The organism is Aeromonas media (assembly GCF_020423125.1).
Lineage (GTDB): Bacteria > Pseudomonadota > Gammaproteobacteria > Enterobacterales > Aeromonadaceae > Aeromonas > Aeromonas media.
In genome coordinates this window covers 362,468-378,876 of record NZ_CP075564.1, presented here as the reverse complement: position 1 = coordinate 378,876, position 16,409 = coordinate 362,468, and the positions used below count along the sequence as shown (strand labels likewise).

The 16,409-nt window shown below is 61.9% G+C and carries 15 protein-coding genes; 12 read left to right on the top strand and 3 right to left on the bottom strand.

Translation table 11 applies throughout. The features are described 5' to 3' along the window. Positions 1 to 44: 44 nt before the first annotated feature. From KI797_RS01785 to KI797_RS01750, 8 genes are all read left to right on the top strand, one after another. Positions 45 to 671, top strand: a complete 627-nt coding sequence (locus tag KI797_RS01785; RefSeq protein ID WP_139751750.1) for an acyl-homoserine-lactone synthase — start codon at positions 45 to 47, stop codon at positions 669 to 671. A 243-nt stretch (positions 672 to 914) separates the two neighbouring features. Further along, on the top strand, positions 915 to 1,814 hold the full coding sequence (locus KI797_RS01780) for a LysR family transcriptional regulator ArgP (protein WP_139751749.1): 900 nt from the start codon (positions 915 to 917) through the stop codon (positions 1,812 to 1,814). Between the two features lie 86 nt (positions 1,815 to 1,900). Beyond that, on the top strand, positions 1,901 to 3,916 hold the full coding sequence (locus KI797_RS01775; protein ID WP_226171185.1) for an exoribonuclease II: 2,016 nt from the start codon (positions 1,901 to 1,903) through the stop codon (positions 3,914 to 3,916). 637 nt (positions 3,917 to 4,553) lie between these two features. After that, positions 4,554 to 6,482, top strand: coding sequence for a PTS mannitol transporter subunit IICBA (locus KI797_RS01770; protein ID WP_041206491.1), 1,929 nt, complete (start codon positions 4,554 to 4,556; stop codon positions 6,480 to 6,482). A 37-nt stretch (positions 6,483 to 6,519) separates the two neighbouring features. Next, entirely contained in the window at positions 6,520 to 7,665 is a 1,146-nt protein-coding gene (locus KI797_RS01765) for a mannitol-1-phosphate 5-dehydrogenase (RefSeq protein WP_042649400.1), read from the top strand. Between the two features lie 116 nt (positions 7,666 to 7,781). Next, complete coding sequence (locus KI797_RS01760) at positions 7,782 to 8,303, top strand: MltR family transcriptional regulator (protein ID WP_005332927.1); 522 nt, start codon at positions 7,782 to 7,784, stop codon at positions 8,301 to 8,303. A gap of 132 nt (positions 8,304 to 8,435) precedes the next feature. Then, a complete protein-coding gene (locus tag KI797_RS01755; RefSeq protein WP_226171183.1) occupies positions 8,436 to 10,223 on the top strand; it encodes a cation:proton antiporter in 1,788 nt (595 codons plus the stop codon). A gap of 89 nt (positions 10,224 to 10,312) precedes the next feature. Beyond that, on the top strand, positions 10,313 to 10,561 hold the full coding sequence (locus KI797_RS01750) for a hypothetical protein (protein ID WP_042649398.1): 249 nt from the start codon (positions 10,313 to 10,315) through the stop codon (positions 10,559 to 10,561). Positions 10,562 to 10,600: 39 nt separating this feature from the next. Here the strand turns inward: KI797_RS01750 and KI797_RS01745 are convergent, their stop codons facing one another. After that, positions 10,601 to 11,119 (bottom strand): mechanosensitive ion channel domain-containing protein, encoded by a 519-nt coding sequence (locus KI797_RS01745; protein WP_043132579.1) that lies wholly within the window; start codon positions 11,117 to 11,119, stop codon positions 10,601 to 10,603. A gap of 9 nt (positions 11,120 to 11,128) precedes the next feature. Further along, positions 11,129 to 12,094 carry a zinc transporter ZntB gene (zntB, locus tag KI797_RS01740; RefSeq protein WP_043132582.1) on the bottom strand — a complete coding sequence of 322 codons (966 nt, stop codon included), beginning with the start codon at positions 12,092 to 12,094 and terminating at the stop codon, positions 11,129 to 11,131. 140 nt (positions 12,095 to 12,234) lie between these two features. On the opposite strand from zntB, the gene KI797_RS01735 reads away from it, so the two are divergent. The 4 genes from KI797_RS01735 to KI797_RS01720 all read left to right on the top strand — a co-directional run bounded on the left by KI797_RS01735 (position 12,235) and on the right by KI797_RS01720 (position 15,065). Then, on the top strand, positions 12,235 to 12,687 hold the full coding sequence (locus tag KI797_RS01735; protein WP_005332933.1) for a YaiI/YqxD family protein: 453 nt from the start codon (positions 12,235 to 12,237) through the stop codon (positions 12,685 to 12,687). Positions 12,688 to 12,804: 117 nt separating this feature from the next. Continuing rightward, complete coding sequence (locus tag KI797_RS01730) at positions 12,805 to 13,074, top strand: PepSY domain-containing protein (protein ID WP_005332935.1); 270 nt, start codon at positions 12,805 to 12,807, stop codon at positions 13,072 to 13,074. Between the two features lie 48 nt (positions 13,075 to 13,122). Beyond that, positions 13,123 to 13,683 (top strand): cytochrome b/b6 domain-containing protein, encoded by a 561-nt coding sequence (locus KI797_RS01725; RefSeq protein WP_226171180.1) that lies wholly within the window; start codon positions 13,123 to 13,125, stop codon positions 13,681 to 13,683. Between the two features lie 416 nt (positions 13,684 to 14,099). Continuing rightward, the gene (locus tag KI797_RS01720; RefSeq protein WP_226170148.1) at positions 14,100 to 15,065 is read left to right on the top strand and encodes an IS1595 family transposase; all 966 of its coding nucleotides are present in this window, start codon (positions 14,100 to 14,102) and stop codon (positions 15,063 to 15,065) included. Positions 15,066 to 15,120: 55 nt separating this feature from the next. Here the strand turns inward: KI797_RS01720 and KI797_RS01715 are convergent, their stop codons facing one another. Continuing rightward, entirely contained in the window at positions 15,121 to 16,326 is a 1,206-nt protein-coding gene (locus KI797_RS01715; protein ID WP_043132584.1) for a NupC/NupG family nucleoside CNT transporter, read from the bottom strand. Between the last annotated feature and the right edge of the window lie 83 nt (positions 16,327 to 16,409).

Here is a 16,409-nt window from a genome sequence, read left to right as displayed (position 1 = left end):
AGGCCTTGGATTATAGCGCCTAACCATGAAATGGAGAGACATGAATGCTTGTTTTCAAAGGAAAATTGAAAGAACACCCCAGATGGGAGGTCGAAAACGAGCTTTATCGCTTTCGCAAGCGAGTCTTCTCCGATCGGCTCGGCTGGGACGTGGAGTCCCACCGGGGTCTGGAGCGGGACAGCTTCGACAAACCCGATACCCACTGGGTGCTGATTGACGATGAGCAGGGTCTGTGCGGCTGCATCAGGCTGCTCAGCTGTGCCCAGGATTACATGCTGCCCAGCATCTTTCCCGGTGCCCTCGCCGGCGAACGGGCCCCTTGTGGCGCCGATGTCTGGGAGCTGACCCGCCTCGCCATCGATGCCGGCCGCGCGCCCATGCTCGACAACGGCATCAGCGAACTGACCTGCGTCATCTTTCGGGAGGTCCATGCCTTCGCCAGGGAGCAAGGGATCCGGGAGCTGGTCGCCGTGGTCAGCCTGCCGGTGGAGCGCATCTTCCGCCGCCTCGGCCTGCCCATCGAGCGGCTCGGCCACCGTCAGGCGGTGGATCTGGGGGCGGTACGCGGGGTCGGGATCCGCTTCCATCTGGACGAGCGCTTCGAACGCGCCGTCAACCGCCCACTGCGGGGGGAGTACGTACCGGCAGGAGAGCTGCTCGGCATGAGCTGACCCCATAAAAAAGTCCCGGGCTGACACCCGGGACCAAAACTCTCGCTATGGCCCGTTTCCACCCCATGCAAAAACGGACCAAATGAGTATCTTATGAATCTCACCCTGTCGCTACTGTCACATCTCACAGTGACAGGCCCGGGATACCCCGCACGGGGCACCCGCCAGTGTCGGCCAGGTTGTCCTGCCGCCATCACTCCAGTAGCATCCTTGTTCAATCCCCTTCTCTGATAAGGAATGCTGATGAAGACGCTGGACTACAAGCTGCTGCTGGCGCTGGATGCCGTGATGCAGGAGCAGAACTTCGAGCGCGCCGCCCAGCGTCTGCACATCACCCAGTCCGCCATCTCCCAGCGCATCAAGCAGCTGGAGCAGCAGTTTGCAGAGCCGCTGATCATTCGCAGCCAGCCCTTGCAGGCCACCGCCCTCGGACAGAAGTTGCTGGCCCACTACCGCCAGGTACGCCAGCTGGAGCTGGAGCTGGCGGGGGAACTCTCCCCCAGCGAACCCCAGGCGCCGATCCGGATCAGCATAGCCGTCAACGCCGACAGCCTGGCCACCTGGTTTCTGCCCGCCCTGGCGCCGCTGCTGGAGCAGCACCCCATAGAGCTGAACCTGCTGGTGGATGACGAGAGCCGCACCCTGGACCGGGTGCGTGAGGGCCAGGCATTCGGCGCCGTCAGCCTGCAACCCCAGCCGCTGGCAGGCTGCTGCGTCGACGAGCTCGGCGAGATGCGCTACCTGCTGACCGCCAGCCCCGCCTTCGTCGCCCGCCACTTTCCCCGCGGGCTCACCCCGGCGGCGCTGGCCAAGGCACCGGCAGTGGCGTTTGATCAGCGCGACGACATGCACGTCAGCTTCATGGCCCGTCACTTCGCGCTGGCCCCCGGCGGTTACCCCTGCCACACGGTGCGCTCGTCGGAAGCCTTCGTCGCCATGGCCGAGCAGGGGCTCGCCTGCTGTCTCATCCCCGAGTTGCAGATCCGCCAGCAGCTGGCACAGGGACTGCTGCTCGATCTCAGCCCGGACAATCACCTCATCGAGCGCCTCTACTGGCACCGCTGGGTGCTGGAGCGGGGGCTGCACAAGCAGATCTCCCAACGCCTGATCGAGCAGGGTCGCCGGGCACTGCAACCCCGCTGAGCAGGCCATTCACCTTGGCTTTGGAGGGGTAAAAACGTATAGTGCTGGGCGATTCTTCATCAGGTCTCCACTCAGGTTCCTCACTTATGTTCCAAGACAATCCGCTGCTGGCCCAGCTCAAGCAACAAATCCGCGAAAACATCCCCAAGAAAGAGGGTGTGATTCGCGCCTCCGATCGGGGCTTCGGCTTCCTGGAGGTCGATGAGAAGACCAGCTATTTCGTGCCGCCTCCCTACATGAAGAAGGTGATGCACGGTGACCGGGTGAGCGCCCTGATCCGTACCGAGAAAGAGAAGGAAGTGGCCGAGCCGGATGCCCTGCTGGAGCAGGCCGTGGTCCGCTTCGTCGGCCGCGTCAAGATGTTCCGCGACCGCCTCAACGTGGTGCCTGATCACCCCCTCATCAAAGACGCCATCAAGGCCCGCGCCAAGAAGGGTCTGGACGAAAAGTCCTTCAAGGAAGGGGACTGGGTGGTGGCGACCCTCAAGCGCCACGCCCTTGTAGATGGCAACTTCTCCGCCGAGATCACCCAGCTCATCGCCGACAAGGATGATCACAATGTGCCCTGGTGGGTGGTGCTGGCACGCCACAGCTTGGCTCAGATAGAGCCCGCTGATCTGCCGGAGTGGAAGGTGATCGAAGAGGAAGAGCTGCCCCGTCGCGATCTGACCCAGGTGCCCTTCTTCACCGTTGACGGCGCCAAGACCAAGGACATGGATGATGCCCTGGCCATCACCAAGCTGGACAACGGCTGGGAGCTGCTGGTCGCCATCGCCGACCCGACCGCCTATGTGGCCGAAGGCAGCGAACTGGACCAGGAAGCCGCCAAGCGCGCCTTCACCGTCTACATGCCGGGCCGCAACGTGCCCATGATCCCCCGCACCCTCTCCGACGAGCTCTGCTCCCTGAAAGAGGGGGAGGAGCGCAACACCCTGTGCGCCCGCCTGCTGATCGCCGAGGACGGCCTGCTGCTGGAAGAGACCGAATTCTTCGCCGCCCGCATCGTCTCCCACGCTCGTCTGAACTATGACGAGGTCTCCGACTGGGCAGAGCACGGCAAGGCGCTGGACATAGACGCAGGCGTCATGGCCCAGCTGCCCCTGATGAAGGCCATGACAGAAGCGCGTATCAAGTGGCGTACCGAGCACGCCCTGGTGTTCCCGGACCGCCCCGACTACGACTTCGAGCTGGGTGAGAACGGCGCCGTGCTGGCCATCCACGTGGAGCCCCGTCGCATCGCCAACCGGATGATCGAAGAGTCGATGATCGCCGCCAACATCTGCGCCGGTCGTGTATTGGGCAAGAGCGTCGGTTACGGCATCTTCAACGTCCACACCGGTTTTGACGAGGAGTCGCTCGACGGCGCCATCGATCTGCTCAAGAGCGCCGAGGCACCGTTCGAGAAGGAAGATATCGCCAGCCTGTCCGGCTTCTGTGCCCTGCGCCGCTGGATCGACAGCCTGGACACCCGCTGGCTGGACGGCAAGATCCGCCGCTTCCAGAGCTATGCCCTGATGTCCGCCGAGCCGGGTGCCCACTACGGCCTGGGGCTGGATGCCTACGCTACCTGGACCTCGCCTATCCGCAAATACGGCGACATGGTCAACCATCGTCTGCTCAAGGCCGTCATCGCCGGCAAGACCCCGGGGATGCGCCCAAGCCAGGAGCTGACCGAGCACCTGACTGAGTGTCGCCGCCTGCACCGCAGGGTGGAGCGCGACATCGGCGACTGGCTCTATGTCCGTTACCTCCAGGCCGCCGCTGGCACCGATCAGGTGTTCAACGCCGAGATCATCGACGTGATGCGGGCCGGCCTCAAGCTGCGCCTTCAGGAGAACGGCGCCGTGGTCTTCATGCCCGCTCGCCATATCCTGGACAACAAGGACAGGCTGGAGTGCAACTGGGACAACGGTCGCGTCTACCTGGACAAGACCGAGGTGGTCTATGAGCTTGGTCAGATCATCGAGGTGAAGCTGAGCGAGGCGGTGGAAGAGACCCGCTCCCTCATCGCCAAACCGGCGGTGGCTCTGGTACCTGGCCCTGCACCGGTCGCCCCGGCCGTAGAAGAGGCGTCGACCGAGGCTGACCCCAAGAGCGAATAAGCCTGCCCACCAGCCGCTGACCACCAAAAAGCCCGCATCTTGCGGGCTTTTTTTCACACGCCTGCGCCTTGTAGTTAGCTTCCCCTGGCAGGGCACCCTGACACGCTGCTGGTTACGACCGTCGTCGGCTTGCCATTCCAGCTCGATGGCGCTCCACGCCCGCATGAGAGGCTGATGCACCACCTCATGTGGCGGAAGCCTGAAAGTGGGTTACAAAATAGATCATTCATCGCTCATGACCATCAATATGGGCAAGATCCATCGTCAGGACCCCGGGATTCCCCTCATCACCACATGACTCATTTGAATGCAAAATTAATATTTGTGATTAACATCACATTGACACGACATTTGCGCAAACAACAAAGAGTGATATTCATCACAAAAATAACGATGTTTTGACCAGAAAGATCGAAATGTAGCCGAAGCACAGCGTTCGAATGTGATCGAGATCTCTGTTGTTGAAGGGGGGGAATGGGGGTAAACGAGAGGTGCATCACAAGATGCCCCGTTTTCAGCCTAATTTGATCACAAGCTGGTAGATTGAAGTTGCTTAGACGACAGGGATGGGGGTTCGGCAAAACCCGTCATCCCGACTACCACTTTTAATCACACAGGCTTAAAACGGGGTCCCGACATGTTATCACCGGATACCAAAGTCAAGATACAGAATTTTGGACGCTTCCTGTCCAATATGGTCATGCCCAACATAGGCGCCTTCATCGCCTGGGGCTTCATTACCGCCCTCTTCATCCCCACCGGCTGGCTGCCAAACGAAACCTTGGCCAAGCTGGTCGGCCCCATGATCACCTACCTGCTGCCGCTGCTGATTGGCTACACCGGCGGCAAGCTGATCGGGGGTGAGCGGGGTGCCGTGGTCGGTGCCATCACCACCATGGGCGTCATAGTGGGGACCGACATCCCCATGTTCATGGGCGCCATGATGGTCGGCCCGCTCGGTGGCTGGGCCATCAAGCGCTTCGACAAGGCGATGGAGGGCCGGGTCAAGAGCGGCTTCGAGATGCTGGTCAACAACTTCTCCGCCGGTATCATCGGCATGTTGTGCGCCATCCTCGCCTTCTTCGTCATCGGTCCCTTCGTCAAGGTGCTCTCCGGCGCCCTGGCCGGCGGTGTCGACTTCCTGGTCGCCCACAGCCTGCTGCCGCTGACCTCCATCTTCGTCGAACCGGCCAAGATCCTCTTCCTCAACAACGCCATCAACCACGGCATCTTCTCGCCGCTGGGGATCCAGCAAGCCACCGAACAGGGTCGTTCTATCTTCTTCCTGATCGAAGCGAACCCGGGTCCGGGTCTGGGCGTGCTGCTGGCCTACATGGTGTTCGGTCGTGGCGCCGCCAAGCAGTCCGCCGCCGGTGCCTCCATCATTCACTTCTTCGGTGGCATCCACGAGATCTACTTCCCCTATGTGCTGATGAACCCGCGCCTCATCCTGGCGGTGATTGCCGGTGGCATGACCGGGGTCTTCACCCTGACCCTGTTCAACGCAGGTCTGGTCTCCCCCGCCTCCCCGGGCTCCATCTTCGCCGTGCTGCTGATGACACCGAAAGCCTCTCTGATCGGGGTGCTGCTCTCCATCATCGCCTCGGCCACCGTCTCCTTCCTGGTCGCCGCCGTGTTCGTTCGCGCCCAGCAGCCGGAAGCCGACGAGGCCGACGCCCTGGGTGAAGCCACTCGCAAGATGAAGGCCATGAAGGGTGCCAAGCCCGAGACCACAGCGGCCAAGAAGCCGGGTGCCGAGCTGACCGCAGTGCGCAACATCGTGGTCGCCTGTGATGCGGGCATGGGTTCCAGCGCCATGGGCGCCGGCATGCTGCGCAAGCGGGTGCAGGCTGCCGGTCTCGACATCAGCGTCACCAACCGTGCCATCAACAACCTGGACGATCAGGTGGATCTGGTCATCACCCACAAGGATCTCACCGACCGTGCCCGTCGCCATGCACCGCATGCGCAGCACATCTCCCTCTCCAACTTCCTCGACAACGCCCTCTATCAGGAGCTGGTGCAAAACCTCAGCCTGGCCAACGCGGCCAACGACGACGTGGCCAACCCGCAACTGCTGGTGGCGGCCAACGACGACAGCTACGAGCCGCAGGCAGCCGAGGTCTTCACCCTGAGCCTGCAGGACGTGCACCTGGGCCTCAAGGCCGACAACAAGGAGGCCGCCATCCGGGCTGCCGGCAAGCTGCTGGCGGAGCGGGGCTACGTGGCGCCGGATTACGTCAACGCCATGCTGGAGCGCGAGCAACTGGTCTCCACCTACCTCGGCGAGTCCATCGCCGTTCCCCACGGCACCATAGCCGCCAAGGAACACGTGAAGCGTACCGGCATCGTCATCTGCCAGTACCCGGCCGGGGTCGCCTTTGGCGAGGACGCCGATGAAGTGGCACGCCTGGTGATCGGCATCGCCGCCCGCAATGACGAACACATGCAGGTCATAACCCGTCTGACCAATGCACTGGATGAACCCGGTCTCATCGACCGGCTGGCCAGTACCCAGGATCCCCAGGAGTTCCTGGATCTGCTGGGCGCCGAACAGGCCGCGTAGTCATCCTTCATCGTCTTTGGTTGTAGAGGTTAATATCATGAAAACATTGCATTTTGGTGCCGGCAATATCGGTCGTGGCTTCATCGGAAAACTGCTGGCGGACGCCAGCCATCAGGTCACCTTCGCCGACGTCAACGAAACCCTGATCGATCAGCTCAACCACCGTCAGGAGTACAAGGTGCACGTGGTGGGCACGGACCAGAAGTTGGATGTGGTACGCAACGTGGCGGCGGTCAGCTCCGCCGGACACGAGGTGATCGCCCGCATCATCACCGCCGATCTGGTCACCACTGCGGTCGGGCCCAACATCCTGGACAAGATTGCCAGCACCCTGGCCAAGGGGCTGCAGGCTCGTTTCGATGCCGGCAACCTGACCCCCCTCAACGTCATCGCCTGCGAGAACATGGTACGCGGCACCAGCCACCTCAAGCAGGAGGTACTCAAGTACCTGCCGGTCGCGTATCATGCCACCCTCGACAACTGCGTCGGCTTCGTCGACTCGGCGGTGGATCGCATCGTGCCCCCTGCCGCGGCCAACGATGATCCGCTGGAGGTGACGGTGGAGAGCTTCAGCGAATGGATCGTCGACCAGACCCAGTTCAAGGGCGAGCTGCCCCAGGTGGCGGGCATGGAGCCCACCGACAACCTGATGGCCTTCGTCGAGCGCAAGCTGTTCACCCTCAACACCGGGCACATCGTCACCGCCTACCTCGGCAAGCTGAGAGGCTACCGCACCGTGCGCGAGGCGATCGAGGATCCGGTGATCCGCAGCAAGGTGCGCCGCGCCATGGAGGAGAGCGGAGCTGTGCTGGTGAAACGCTACGGCTTCGATCCGCGCCTGCACGCCGCCTACATCGAGAAGATTCTGTCCCGCTTCGCCAACCCCTATCTGGTGGATGAAATCGACCGGGTCGGCCGTCAGCCACTGCGCAAGCTGGCGGCGGGGGACAGGCTGGTGAAGCCGCTGCTCGGCACCCTGGAGTACGGCCTGCCCAGCGATCACTTGCAGGAGGGCATAGCCGCGGCGCTGCTCTATCGCAACGATGATGATCCCCAGGCGGTGGAATTGCAGGCCCTGCTGGCAGAGCTGGGCCCTGCCAGGACCCTGGCCCGGGTGACCGGGCTGGAGGAAGAGAGCGAGATCGTGCGCGCCATCGTCGCCCGTTATGACAATTTGAAGTGACCCCATGGGGCCTAAGGGCCAACCGCCATCACACGGCGAAATGGTCACTATGCCCCATATGATAAAAACCGGGAGAGAGCCTGGCTCTCTCCCAGTCAGCCGGACCCTGAACACCTATGACCACACACCAGGAAGATGATGTACTGGAGCGACTGAACGAGCAGGATGGCCCCCGTGGCTTCTTTCTCGAGGTCGTGACCATCCTGGAAGAGGCGGTCGACTCCCTGATGCGGCGCGCGTTCCGCCAGGAGGAGTATGCCGTCAAATACGCCATCGAGCCCCTGCTCAACCAGAGCGGCCCCCTCGGCCAGCTGGAGGTGCGCCTCAAGCTCATCTTCGCCCTCGGCCTCATTTCCCTCGAGCGCTATCAGGATCTCGAAGCCTACCTGAAGATCCGCGATTTTCTGGTACGCGACCCCAAGGATTACCGTTTCAGCGACAAGCCGATCCGCGACCTGCTAGGCCGCCTGCATGCCATCCATCAGACCAGCATGATGCCGCAGGATCCCCCAGCCAATGAGGAGGACTGGCCCCTCTATCAAATGCAGCTCAACCGGCTCGATCAGATGGTGCGCTCCGCACTGGTGCTGGCGGTGACCGACTGCGTCACCGAACTCCACAAAGAGAGCCCCATCTGATCAGGCCAGTCCGCTAAGGATCTGACCAGGCATCCGAGATCCCGGCCTCCCCGAGGCCACCTCTACCGGGTGTCAATTTGCTCTCCTTCCCCGCTACACTAGGTCCAACCCCATCACCCACTCGAGGTTGGCATGATTGCACTCTCCCTGGCCGGGATCGCCCTGATCTCGCTGCTGGCACAGTGGCTCGCCTGGTCACTGCGCGTCCCCGCCATCCTGTTCCTGCTGCTGAGCGGCCTCTTGCTCGGCCCGATGACGGGCATGCTAGACCCCGACGCCCTGCTCGGAGAGCTGCTGTTTCCGCTGGTGTCGCTCTCGGTCGCCATCATCTTGTTCGAAGGGGCGCTGACCCTGCACCTGACCGAACTCAAGGGGATAGGCAAGGTGGTGCGCAACCTTTGCTCCACCGGCATGCTGGTCAGCTTCGCCGTCATCGGCGCCGCCAGTTACTGGCTGCTGGGCCTGGACTGGCGGGTCGCCATGGTGCTCGGCGCCGTGCTGGTGGTGACCGGCCCGACCGTAGTCGCCCCCATGCTCAACGTGATCAGGCCGGTGCGGGAGGTGGACAAGATCCTGCGCTGGGAGGGGATCGTCATCGATCCCATCGGTGCCCTGTTTGCGGTATTGGTGTTCGAGGCGGTTCGCATCGGCAGCCAGGGGGATCTCATCGATCACACCCTGCTGGCCCTGGCCAAGACGGTGGGGGTCGGCTCCCTCATCGGGGTGGCAGCCGGCTGGATCACCACCCTGATCATGCGCAAGGACTGGCTGCCGGTCAGCCTGCACAAGTTCGGGGTGCTGGCGCTGGTGCTGGTCACCTTCACCCTGTCGGACTGGCTCAGTCACGAATCCGGGCTGCTGGCGGTCACCGTGTTCGGCATCTGGCTCGCCAACCAGGAGGGACTGGATCTGGAGGAGGTGCTGGCCTTCAAGGAGGATCTCGCTGTCATCCTCATCTCTTCCCTGTTCATCCTGCTGGCGGCCCGCCTCGATCTGGCGCAGCTCTGGCAACTCGGCCCCATGGTGCTGGCGCTGCTCTGCGTGGTGCAGTTCGTGGCCCGCCCGCTCTGCATCCTGGTCTCGACCCTGGGATCGGATCTCCCCTGGCGCGCCCGGGCCCTGCTCGGCTGGATAGCCCCCCGGGGCATAGTGGCGGCGGCGGTCAGCGCCTCCTTCGCCATCAGCATGCACGAGGCAGGCATTGAAGATGCCGACAAGCTGGTGCCCCTGGTGTTTGCCGTCATCATCTTCACCGTGGTGTTGCAGAGCCTGACGGCGACCCCGCTGGCCAGACTGCTCGGCATGCGCCAGAGCGCTCCCGACACCTGGCTGCTGATCGGTGCCAATTCGGTGGCCCGCGCCATAGGCCGGGCACTGGCGGATCAGGGCATCCCGGTCCATCTCTCCGATCCGGCCTGGGAACATTGCAAGCTGGCCCGCATGAGCGGCCTGCCCTGCTACTTTGGCAATCCGCAATCGGAACACGCCGAGCTGCACCTGCCTCTCACCAGCATTCATACGGTGCTGGCGCTTTCACCCAACCGTCACAACAACGCCCTCGGGGTGCTGCACTTTGCCCACCTGTACGGGGAGGATAAGGTCCACTCCCTGCGCTCCAGCGAGCAGCACGGCAAGGCGAACCGGGAGAGCGCCACCTTCCGCGCACGCCAGGATCTGTTCGGGCCAGAGATAAATTTCGCCCGCCTGAGCGGCCTGCTGAGCCGGGGCGGCCAGATCAGGGCGACCCGGCTGAGCGACGCCTTTGACTGGAGCCAGTATCAGGACGCCAATCCCGGCGCCATTCCCCTGTTCATCGTCGATGCCAGGGGCAAGCCCAGGGTCGTCACCGGTCCCGTTGTCCCCCTGGCAGGGGAACTGCTGATCGCCCTGCAGCCACCACGGGAGCCCCAGGCGGCTTGATGCGCCATCCGGCGAGCCGGCTCTCGGCACCTGCAATCACTGCGGGCGACTAGACTTGAGGGTGGCGCCATGAGTCACAGGAGGGTGTCATGACAGTCAGCGAATTGCGTGCGTTTCATCAGCAGCACAGGTTCAGGGAGGCGGAGATCATGCATGACATCATCTCTCCCGGCTGGGTAGTGGAGTTTCGGGGTCAGGACGGCCATCTCTACATGATGACGGACACCCTGGGTTGCCCGATGAGTTTCTCCTCAACCGAGGAGGCCCGCGACCATATCCACCTCGTGGCCGATTGCCCCATCCAGGTAGAGCACCTCTATCGCTTCTTCGAGCGTTGAGACAGATGCCAGCAAAAAGGCTCCCGAGGGAGCCTTTTCTCATTCCGGCTGCAGTGGCTCGGCGTCCTTGCTCTCCAGCCGCCTGACCGGCTTTTGCAGGATCAGGTTGGCCGGGTAGGTCACCAGATCACCGTTGTCATCCCGCACCCTCAGGTAGAACAGGCCTATCTCGGTGATGACGCCGGTCACCGAATCGTCCTTGTCGAGGATGCGGATCCGGTCACCTATCTTGTAGGGGAAGGCGAAGAAGATGGTGATGCTGGCGGTGATGTTGGAGAGGATCGACCACTGGGCCACCATGGCAACACCGAGCACGGCGAAGAAGGAAGACGCGAGCACCACCAGCCGGGAGAAGTCGAGCCCCCACACCCCCGCCAGGATCAGCAGGGTGGCGCAGCCGAGCAGGAAGTGGAACACATGCTCCACGTAGAGCACCCGGTTTTCGCTCACCTGCCGGCTCTGGCCGAGCGCCATCAGGCTCTTGTGAATGAGGCCGCGGATCAGGGTGTGTCCCAGCAACAGCAGCAGGGTCACGCCAAAGGATTCCCATGTCGTCATGTGCGTTCCTTACCACCAGCGTCGATATTTGAGCCAGACCGCCAGCCCGGTCGCCAGCGCCAGCAGGGAGCCGCAGAAGACCCAGAAGGCAGTCGGGCTCTCGGCACCGGGAATGCCACCCAGGTTGATGCCAAACAGGCCGGTCAGGAAGCTGGCCGGCAGGAACATCAGCGCCATCACCGACATCTGGTAGGCACGGCGGTTGGTGGCCTCTGCCGTCAGGTTGTTGATCTCGTCCGCCAGCACGGCGGAGCGGGCCACCCCGGCATCCAGATCGTCCAGCCAGCGACGCAACCGGTCGGCGATGTCGAGCAGACGACGGCGGTCATCCTCATCCAGCCAGCTGAGCTTCTCGTTGGCGAGGCGCGCCACCAGATCCCGCTGGGGAGAGAGGTAACGACGGATCATGATGAGTTGCTTGCGGATCCGTGCCAGCCGGCCGTTGGCGGGCAGTTCACGCATCAGCACAATCTCTTCCAGTTCCAGGATCTGATCGTGCAGCTCCTCGACAAACTCCCCCGCCCTGTCGGTCAGGGCATCACAGATCTCCACCAGCCAGTCGGCGCTCGAGATGGCGCCGCCCCCCAGCACCAACTGCTGGAAGACATCTTTTTCCGACAACAGGGAGCGACGGCGACTGCTGAGAATGAAATCCGGGGTGATGTAGATGCGCAGCGCCACCATCTCTTCTGGCCTGTGATCCTTGTTGTGATTGATGCCACGCAGGATCAGCAGCACAGTCTCCCCCATCCGCACCAGCTTGGGTCTGTTGCTCTGGCCGAGCAGGGATTCGCGCGCGGCGTCATTGAGCAAGGGCGTCTGCAACAGCCAGCGCGCCGACTCTGGATTGCCGTAATCCAGATGCACCCAGCTGGGCTGCGCCGCCGGGATCTCGCTGCCTGTGGCCAGCGGAGTCATCCCCCCCTTGCCATCCAGGGTCAGGCCATAAATTACGTCACTGGGCACCCGATCCATCTCGTTTCCTTCTCGTTTCATGCTCAGGCCCCAGCTTACACGAAAGCGGGGGCCGACTCAGCTTCGCACCGGGAAGGGTACGTCTGTGCTACCATGGCCGCTCTCGTGTTATGCCCGTTTCAACTACAGGAAACCATGCCATGCCCATCTGGGTCGATGCCGATGCCTGCCCCATTCCGGTCAAGGAGATCCTCTACCGCGCCGCCCACCGCGCCCAGGTTGTCACCACCCTGGTGGCCAATCAGGGGCTGCGGGTTCCCCCCTCTCCCTTCATCAAGACCCAGCAGGTGGAGAAGGGATTCGATGTGGCGGATCATGTCATTGCCCAGCAGGTGCAGCCCGGCGATCTGGTGATCACTGGCGACATTCCGCTTGCCTCCTGGGTCATCGATGCCGGCGGCGAGGCGCTCAATCCCCGTGGCGAGATCTACACCCGCGAGACCATTCAGGCCCGGCTCGGCATGCGCAACTTCATGGAAGAGCTGCGCTCGGCCGGGGTGCAGACCGGCGGCCCGGCCCCCTTCAACGCCGCCGACAAACAGCGCTTCGCCAATGCCCTCGACAAATGGCTGCTCAAGGGCAAGCTCAGCTGATGCCTCTCCCCGGCTTGCCGCAGGGGAGGCTCATTCATTTCCCTTTTCGCTTAATTTTTTCTTAAGGCTTGTGGACTAACCTTGTGGCTGTTGACCCAACCACCCCAAGGAGCACACATGAAACTGACCCCTCTGTTGTTACTGATCCCCCTGCTGAGCGGCGCCGCTCTGGCCGACCCCCAGTGTACCCAGACCGACAAGAGCAAGTGGCTGAGCGAAGCAGATGCCCAACAGCAGATCAAGGCGATGGGCTACGACATCAAGAAGTTCAAGGTGACCAAGACCAGTTGCTACGAGATCTACGGCTGGGACAAGGACAAACGCAAGGTCGAGATCTACTTCGACCCGACCGATCTGAAGAAAGTGAAAGAAGAGATTGACGAATAACCCTGCCATGGGCTCGTCTGTCTCCGACCCCTTTGATGGAACCTTGCCATGACAACCCCGTCTGAAGTGAGAGTCTGGGATCCCCTTATCCGGGTGTTTCACTGGGCCACCGTCACCCTCTGCCTGCTCAACTTCTTCATCCTGGAAGAGGGCAGCAAGCCCCACAAATATGCCGGCTACGTGGTGGGCATCCTGCTCATCATCCGCCTGTTGTGGGGCATAGTCGGCCCCCATTACGCCCGCTTCGGCCAGTGGTGGCCGACGCCAGCCCGCATTCGTTATTACCTGCGCCAGCTGGCACAAGGTCGCCACCCCTATTACCTGGGCCACAACCCGGTCGGGGCTCTGATGATCTGGCTGCTGCTGCTGTCGCTGGTCGGTACCGTCGTCACAGGCTGGCTCACCACCTGGGATGCCTTCTGGGGTGAGGATTGGCTGGAGGAATTGCACGGGACCATTGCCAACACCCTGATGGCCGCCGTCGGCGTCCATGCGGCTGTGGTGATCCTGACCGATCGTCTCACCCGCAGCGACCTGGTGCGCGCCATGGTACTGGGCAAAAAACGGGTACCCGCCGATGCCAAGGTGGAAGATCCGCGCAGCGAATGACCGGGCCGCCCCCGGCCCCGGTTTTTTGCTGCAATGGCCCGCGACACAGGAAAGATGCGCCGCCATGCCCCCGTGCTGACCATCACGACAGCCCCAAGGTACCTGCTGTTGCCCGTCACCAGCCCCTGATCCCCCACATATTCCTGCTGACGCCGGCCCTGGCCGACGCCAGCCCGTGACAACCCATACCCACAACGCCGCCCCGCGCCCCGCTGCAAACCGGGGGCAAGGATGCACTCATTATTGGCCACCTCAGCCACCGGTCGGGAGACAAGCCCACTTTCGCCAGCCTACGGTTGTTCTGGCCCCTCAAGCACCGCGACCGGCGGCCGGGTCGTCCCAAAAACAAGGCGCTGTCCCAATTACGTGTTGGAAGACTAACCTTGGAGTAGGTCATCACCTTGAGGGCCTCCATCATGGATACCCAAGCCTTCCAACATCTCCTTACCCTGTTCCCGCAACTCTCTGTCCGACAACGACATATCGCTCAACGTGAGTTGCAGCAACCCAGCTTGCCTTCTCGCATTAACGCCTTGCTACCGGATTGCCCTGCTTGTCCCCATTGTCATGCACAGCCAGACCAGCTTGCTCCCTGGGGCTGGACTCGGGGGTTACGGCGTTACCGTTGTAAACAATGCTTGCGGACCTGCTCTACCTTGACCAAGACGCCATTGGCACGCCTGAGAAAATCCCAATGCTGGCAAGCCTATGCCCAGGCGCTCATCGACGGTCTAACCGTCAGAGCAGCGGCTCGGCGCTGTGGGGTCAGCAAGAACACCGCCTTCCTGTGGCGCCATCGCTTTTTGCGTGCCATGGCGGAGCATCGGGCCGACCATGAAGGCGGGATTGTGGAAGTGGATGAGACCTTCTTTCTTGAGTCCTTCAAAGGCCAGCATGTCTGGTCACGACCAGCCCGACAGCGAGGTGGCAAAGGGCGAACCCGAGGAACGGGACCGGATTACATCCCGGTGGTCGTGGTGCAAGACAGGGAAGGCCATCTGGCCGATTTCCAACTGGAGCAACTGGATGCCAGGCATGTGAAGGCGGTCCTGGCGCCGCTAGTCGACAAGGATGCGGTGCTGTGCAGTGATGGGGCAGGCGTGTATGCGAGCTTTGCCCGTAGCCAGGGATTGAGCCATCAGGTGCTGCATAACCGGGCGGGACAGCGAGTGATAAGCGGTGCTTACCATATCCAGCATGTGAACGGGTATCACCGCAGGCTAAAGGAATGGATGGAGCGATTTCACGGTGTCGCGACGTCTTACTTGAAGCATTATCTGGGTTGGCGGCGGATGCTGGAGCGTTATCAACGAGGGATAGACGTCAGGTGTTGCTTGCATGAGGCGCTAGGGCGCCCCATGCAACACGTAATTGGGACATAGCCAAAAACAAACCCCTGCCGAGGCAGGGGTTTGTCGTGGTGATGGCGAGGCGCGCTCAGATCATCACACCGGCGATCACGGCGGAGAGCAGACTCACCAAGGTGGAGCCGTACACCAGCTTCAGACCGAAGCGGGAGACCATGTTGCCCTTCTCTTCATTCAGTGCCTTCACCGCACCGGCGATGATGCCGATGGAGCTGAAGTTGGCGAACGACACCATGAAGATGGAGAGGATGCCGACGGTGCGCGGGGAGAGCCCGGCAGCAATCTTGCCCAGATCCATCATGGCCACGAACTCGTTGGTCACCAACTTGGTCGCCATGATGGAGCCGGCTTGCAGCGCTTCACCGCTCGGAATACCCAGGATCCAGGCGATCGGATAGAAGAGGTAACCCATGACGTACTGGAAGTTGACGCCAAACGCCAGCTCGAACAGGTAGTTGACCAGGGCGATCAGGGCGATGAACCCGACCAGCATGGCAGCCACGATAACGGCCACGGAGAAACCGGCCATGATGTACTCCCCCAGCATCTCGAAGAAGTTCTCCTTCTTCGGAGTGTGGTGCTCGTCACCCTCGGCCAGCGCCTTGGCGTCGGTCACTGTATTGTCCGGCTCGTACGGGTTGATCAGGGACAGCACGATAAAGGTGCTGAACATGTTGAGCACCAGGGCGGCCACCACGTAACGGGGCTCGATCAGCTGCATGTAGGCACCGACGATGGACATGGAGACGGTGGACATGGCCGTCGCCGCCAGGGTGTACATCTGCTTCTCGTTCAGGTGCGGCAGTGTGTTCTTGAGCGCGATGAAGTTCTCGGACTGGCCGACGATCATCGAACTGATGGCGTTGAAGGACTCCAGCTTGCCCATGCCGTTGATCTTCGCCAGCACGGTACCGATGCCACGAATGACGATGGGCAGCAGACGAATGTACTGCAGGATGCCGATCAGCACCGAGATGAAGACGATGGGCATCAGCACCATCAGGAAGAAGGAGAAGGCCCCTTCGTTGACCAGGCCACCGAACACGAAGTCGGTACCCTGTTTGGCAAACTCCATCAACTTGGTGAAGCCGGCGGCGAAGCCACCCACCACAGCCAGACCCACTTCGGAGTTCAGCATGAACCAGGCCAACGCCAGTTCGACCACCAGCAGTTGGCCGATGTAGCGCAGTTTAATCTGTTTCCAGTTGTGGCGGTTTGCCAGCAACGCCAGCGCGAGGACCATCACGAGTCCAAGCACAAAGTGAACGTATTCCATACCAGTAGCACCCAGTGAATTGTTATTTTTGACCGGCGCCATCATAAAGAATCGTATATTTAAAAATCAGATAGCCATCACAA

Bases quoted from the DNA above. Each gene is read 5' to 3' on its own strand.
- KI797_RS01750 (WP_042649398.1), top strand. From the start codon at position 10,313: ATGACAGTCAGCGAATTGCGTGCGTTTCATCAGCAGCACAGGTTCAGG.
- KI797_RS01730 (WP_005332935.1), top strand. From the start codon at position 12,805: ATGAAACTGACCCCTCTGTTGTTACTGATCCCCCTGCTGAGCGGCGCC.
- KI797_RS01760 (WP_005332927.1), top strand. From the start codon at position 7,782: ATGACCACACACCAGGAAGATGATGTACTGGAGCGACTGAACGAGCAG.
- KI797_RS01715 (WP_043132584.1), bottom strand. From the start codon at position 16,326: ATGGAATACGTTCACTTTGTGCTTGGACTCGTGATGGTCCTCGCGCTG.
- KI797_RS01745 (WP_043132579.1), bottom strand. From the start codon at position 11,119: ATGACGACATGGGAATCCTTTGGCGTGACCCTGCTGCTGTTGCTGGGA.
- KI797_RS01780 (WP_139751749.1), top strand. From the start codon at position 915: ATGAAGACGCTGGACTACAAGCTGCTGCTGGCGCTGGATGCCGTGATG.
- KI797_RS01735 (WP_005332933.1), top strand. From the start codon at position 12,235: ATGCCCATCTGGGTCGATGCCGATGCCTGCCCCATTCCGGTCAAGGAG.
- KI797_RS01775 (WP_226171185.1), top strand. From the start codon at position 1,901: ATGTTCCAAGACAATCCGCTGCTGGCCCAGCTCAAGCAACAAATCCGC.
- KI797_RS01720 (WP_226170148.1), top strand. From the start codon at position 14,100: ATGGATACCCAAGCCTTCCAACATCTCCTTACCCTGTTCCCGCAACTC.
- KI797_RS01725 (WP_226171180.1), top strand. From the start codon at position 13,123: ATGACAACCCCGTCTGAAGTGAGAGTCTGGGATCCCCTTATCCGGGTG.
- zntB (WP_043132582.1), bottom strand. From the start codon at position 12,094: ATGGATCGGGTGCCCAGTGACGTAATTTATGGCCTGACCCTGGATGGC.
- KI797_RS01785 (WP_139751750.1), top strand. From the start codon at position 45: ATGCTTGTTTTCAAAGGAAAATTGAAAGAACACCCCAGATGGGAGGTC.
- KI797_RS01765 (WP_042649400.1), top strand. From the start codon at position 6,520: ATGAAAACATTGCATTTTGGTGCCGGCAATATCGGTCGTGGCTTCATC.
- KI797_RS01770 (WP_041206491.1), top strand. From the start codon at position 4,554: ATGTTATCACCGGATACCAAAGTCAAGATACAGAATTTTGGACGCTTC.
- KI797_RS01755 (WP_226171183.1), top strand. From the start codon at position 8,436: ATGATTGCACTCTCCCTGGCCGGGATCGCCCTGATCTCGCTGCTGGCA.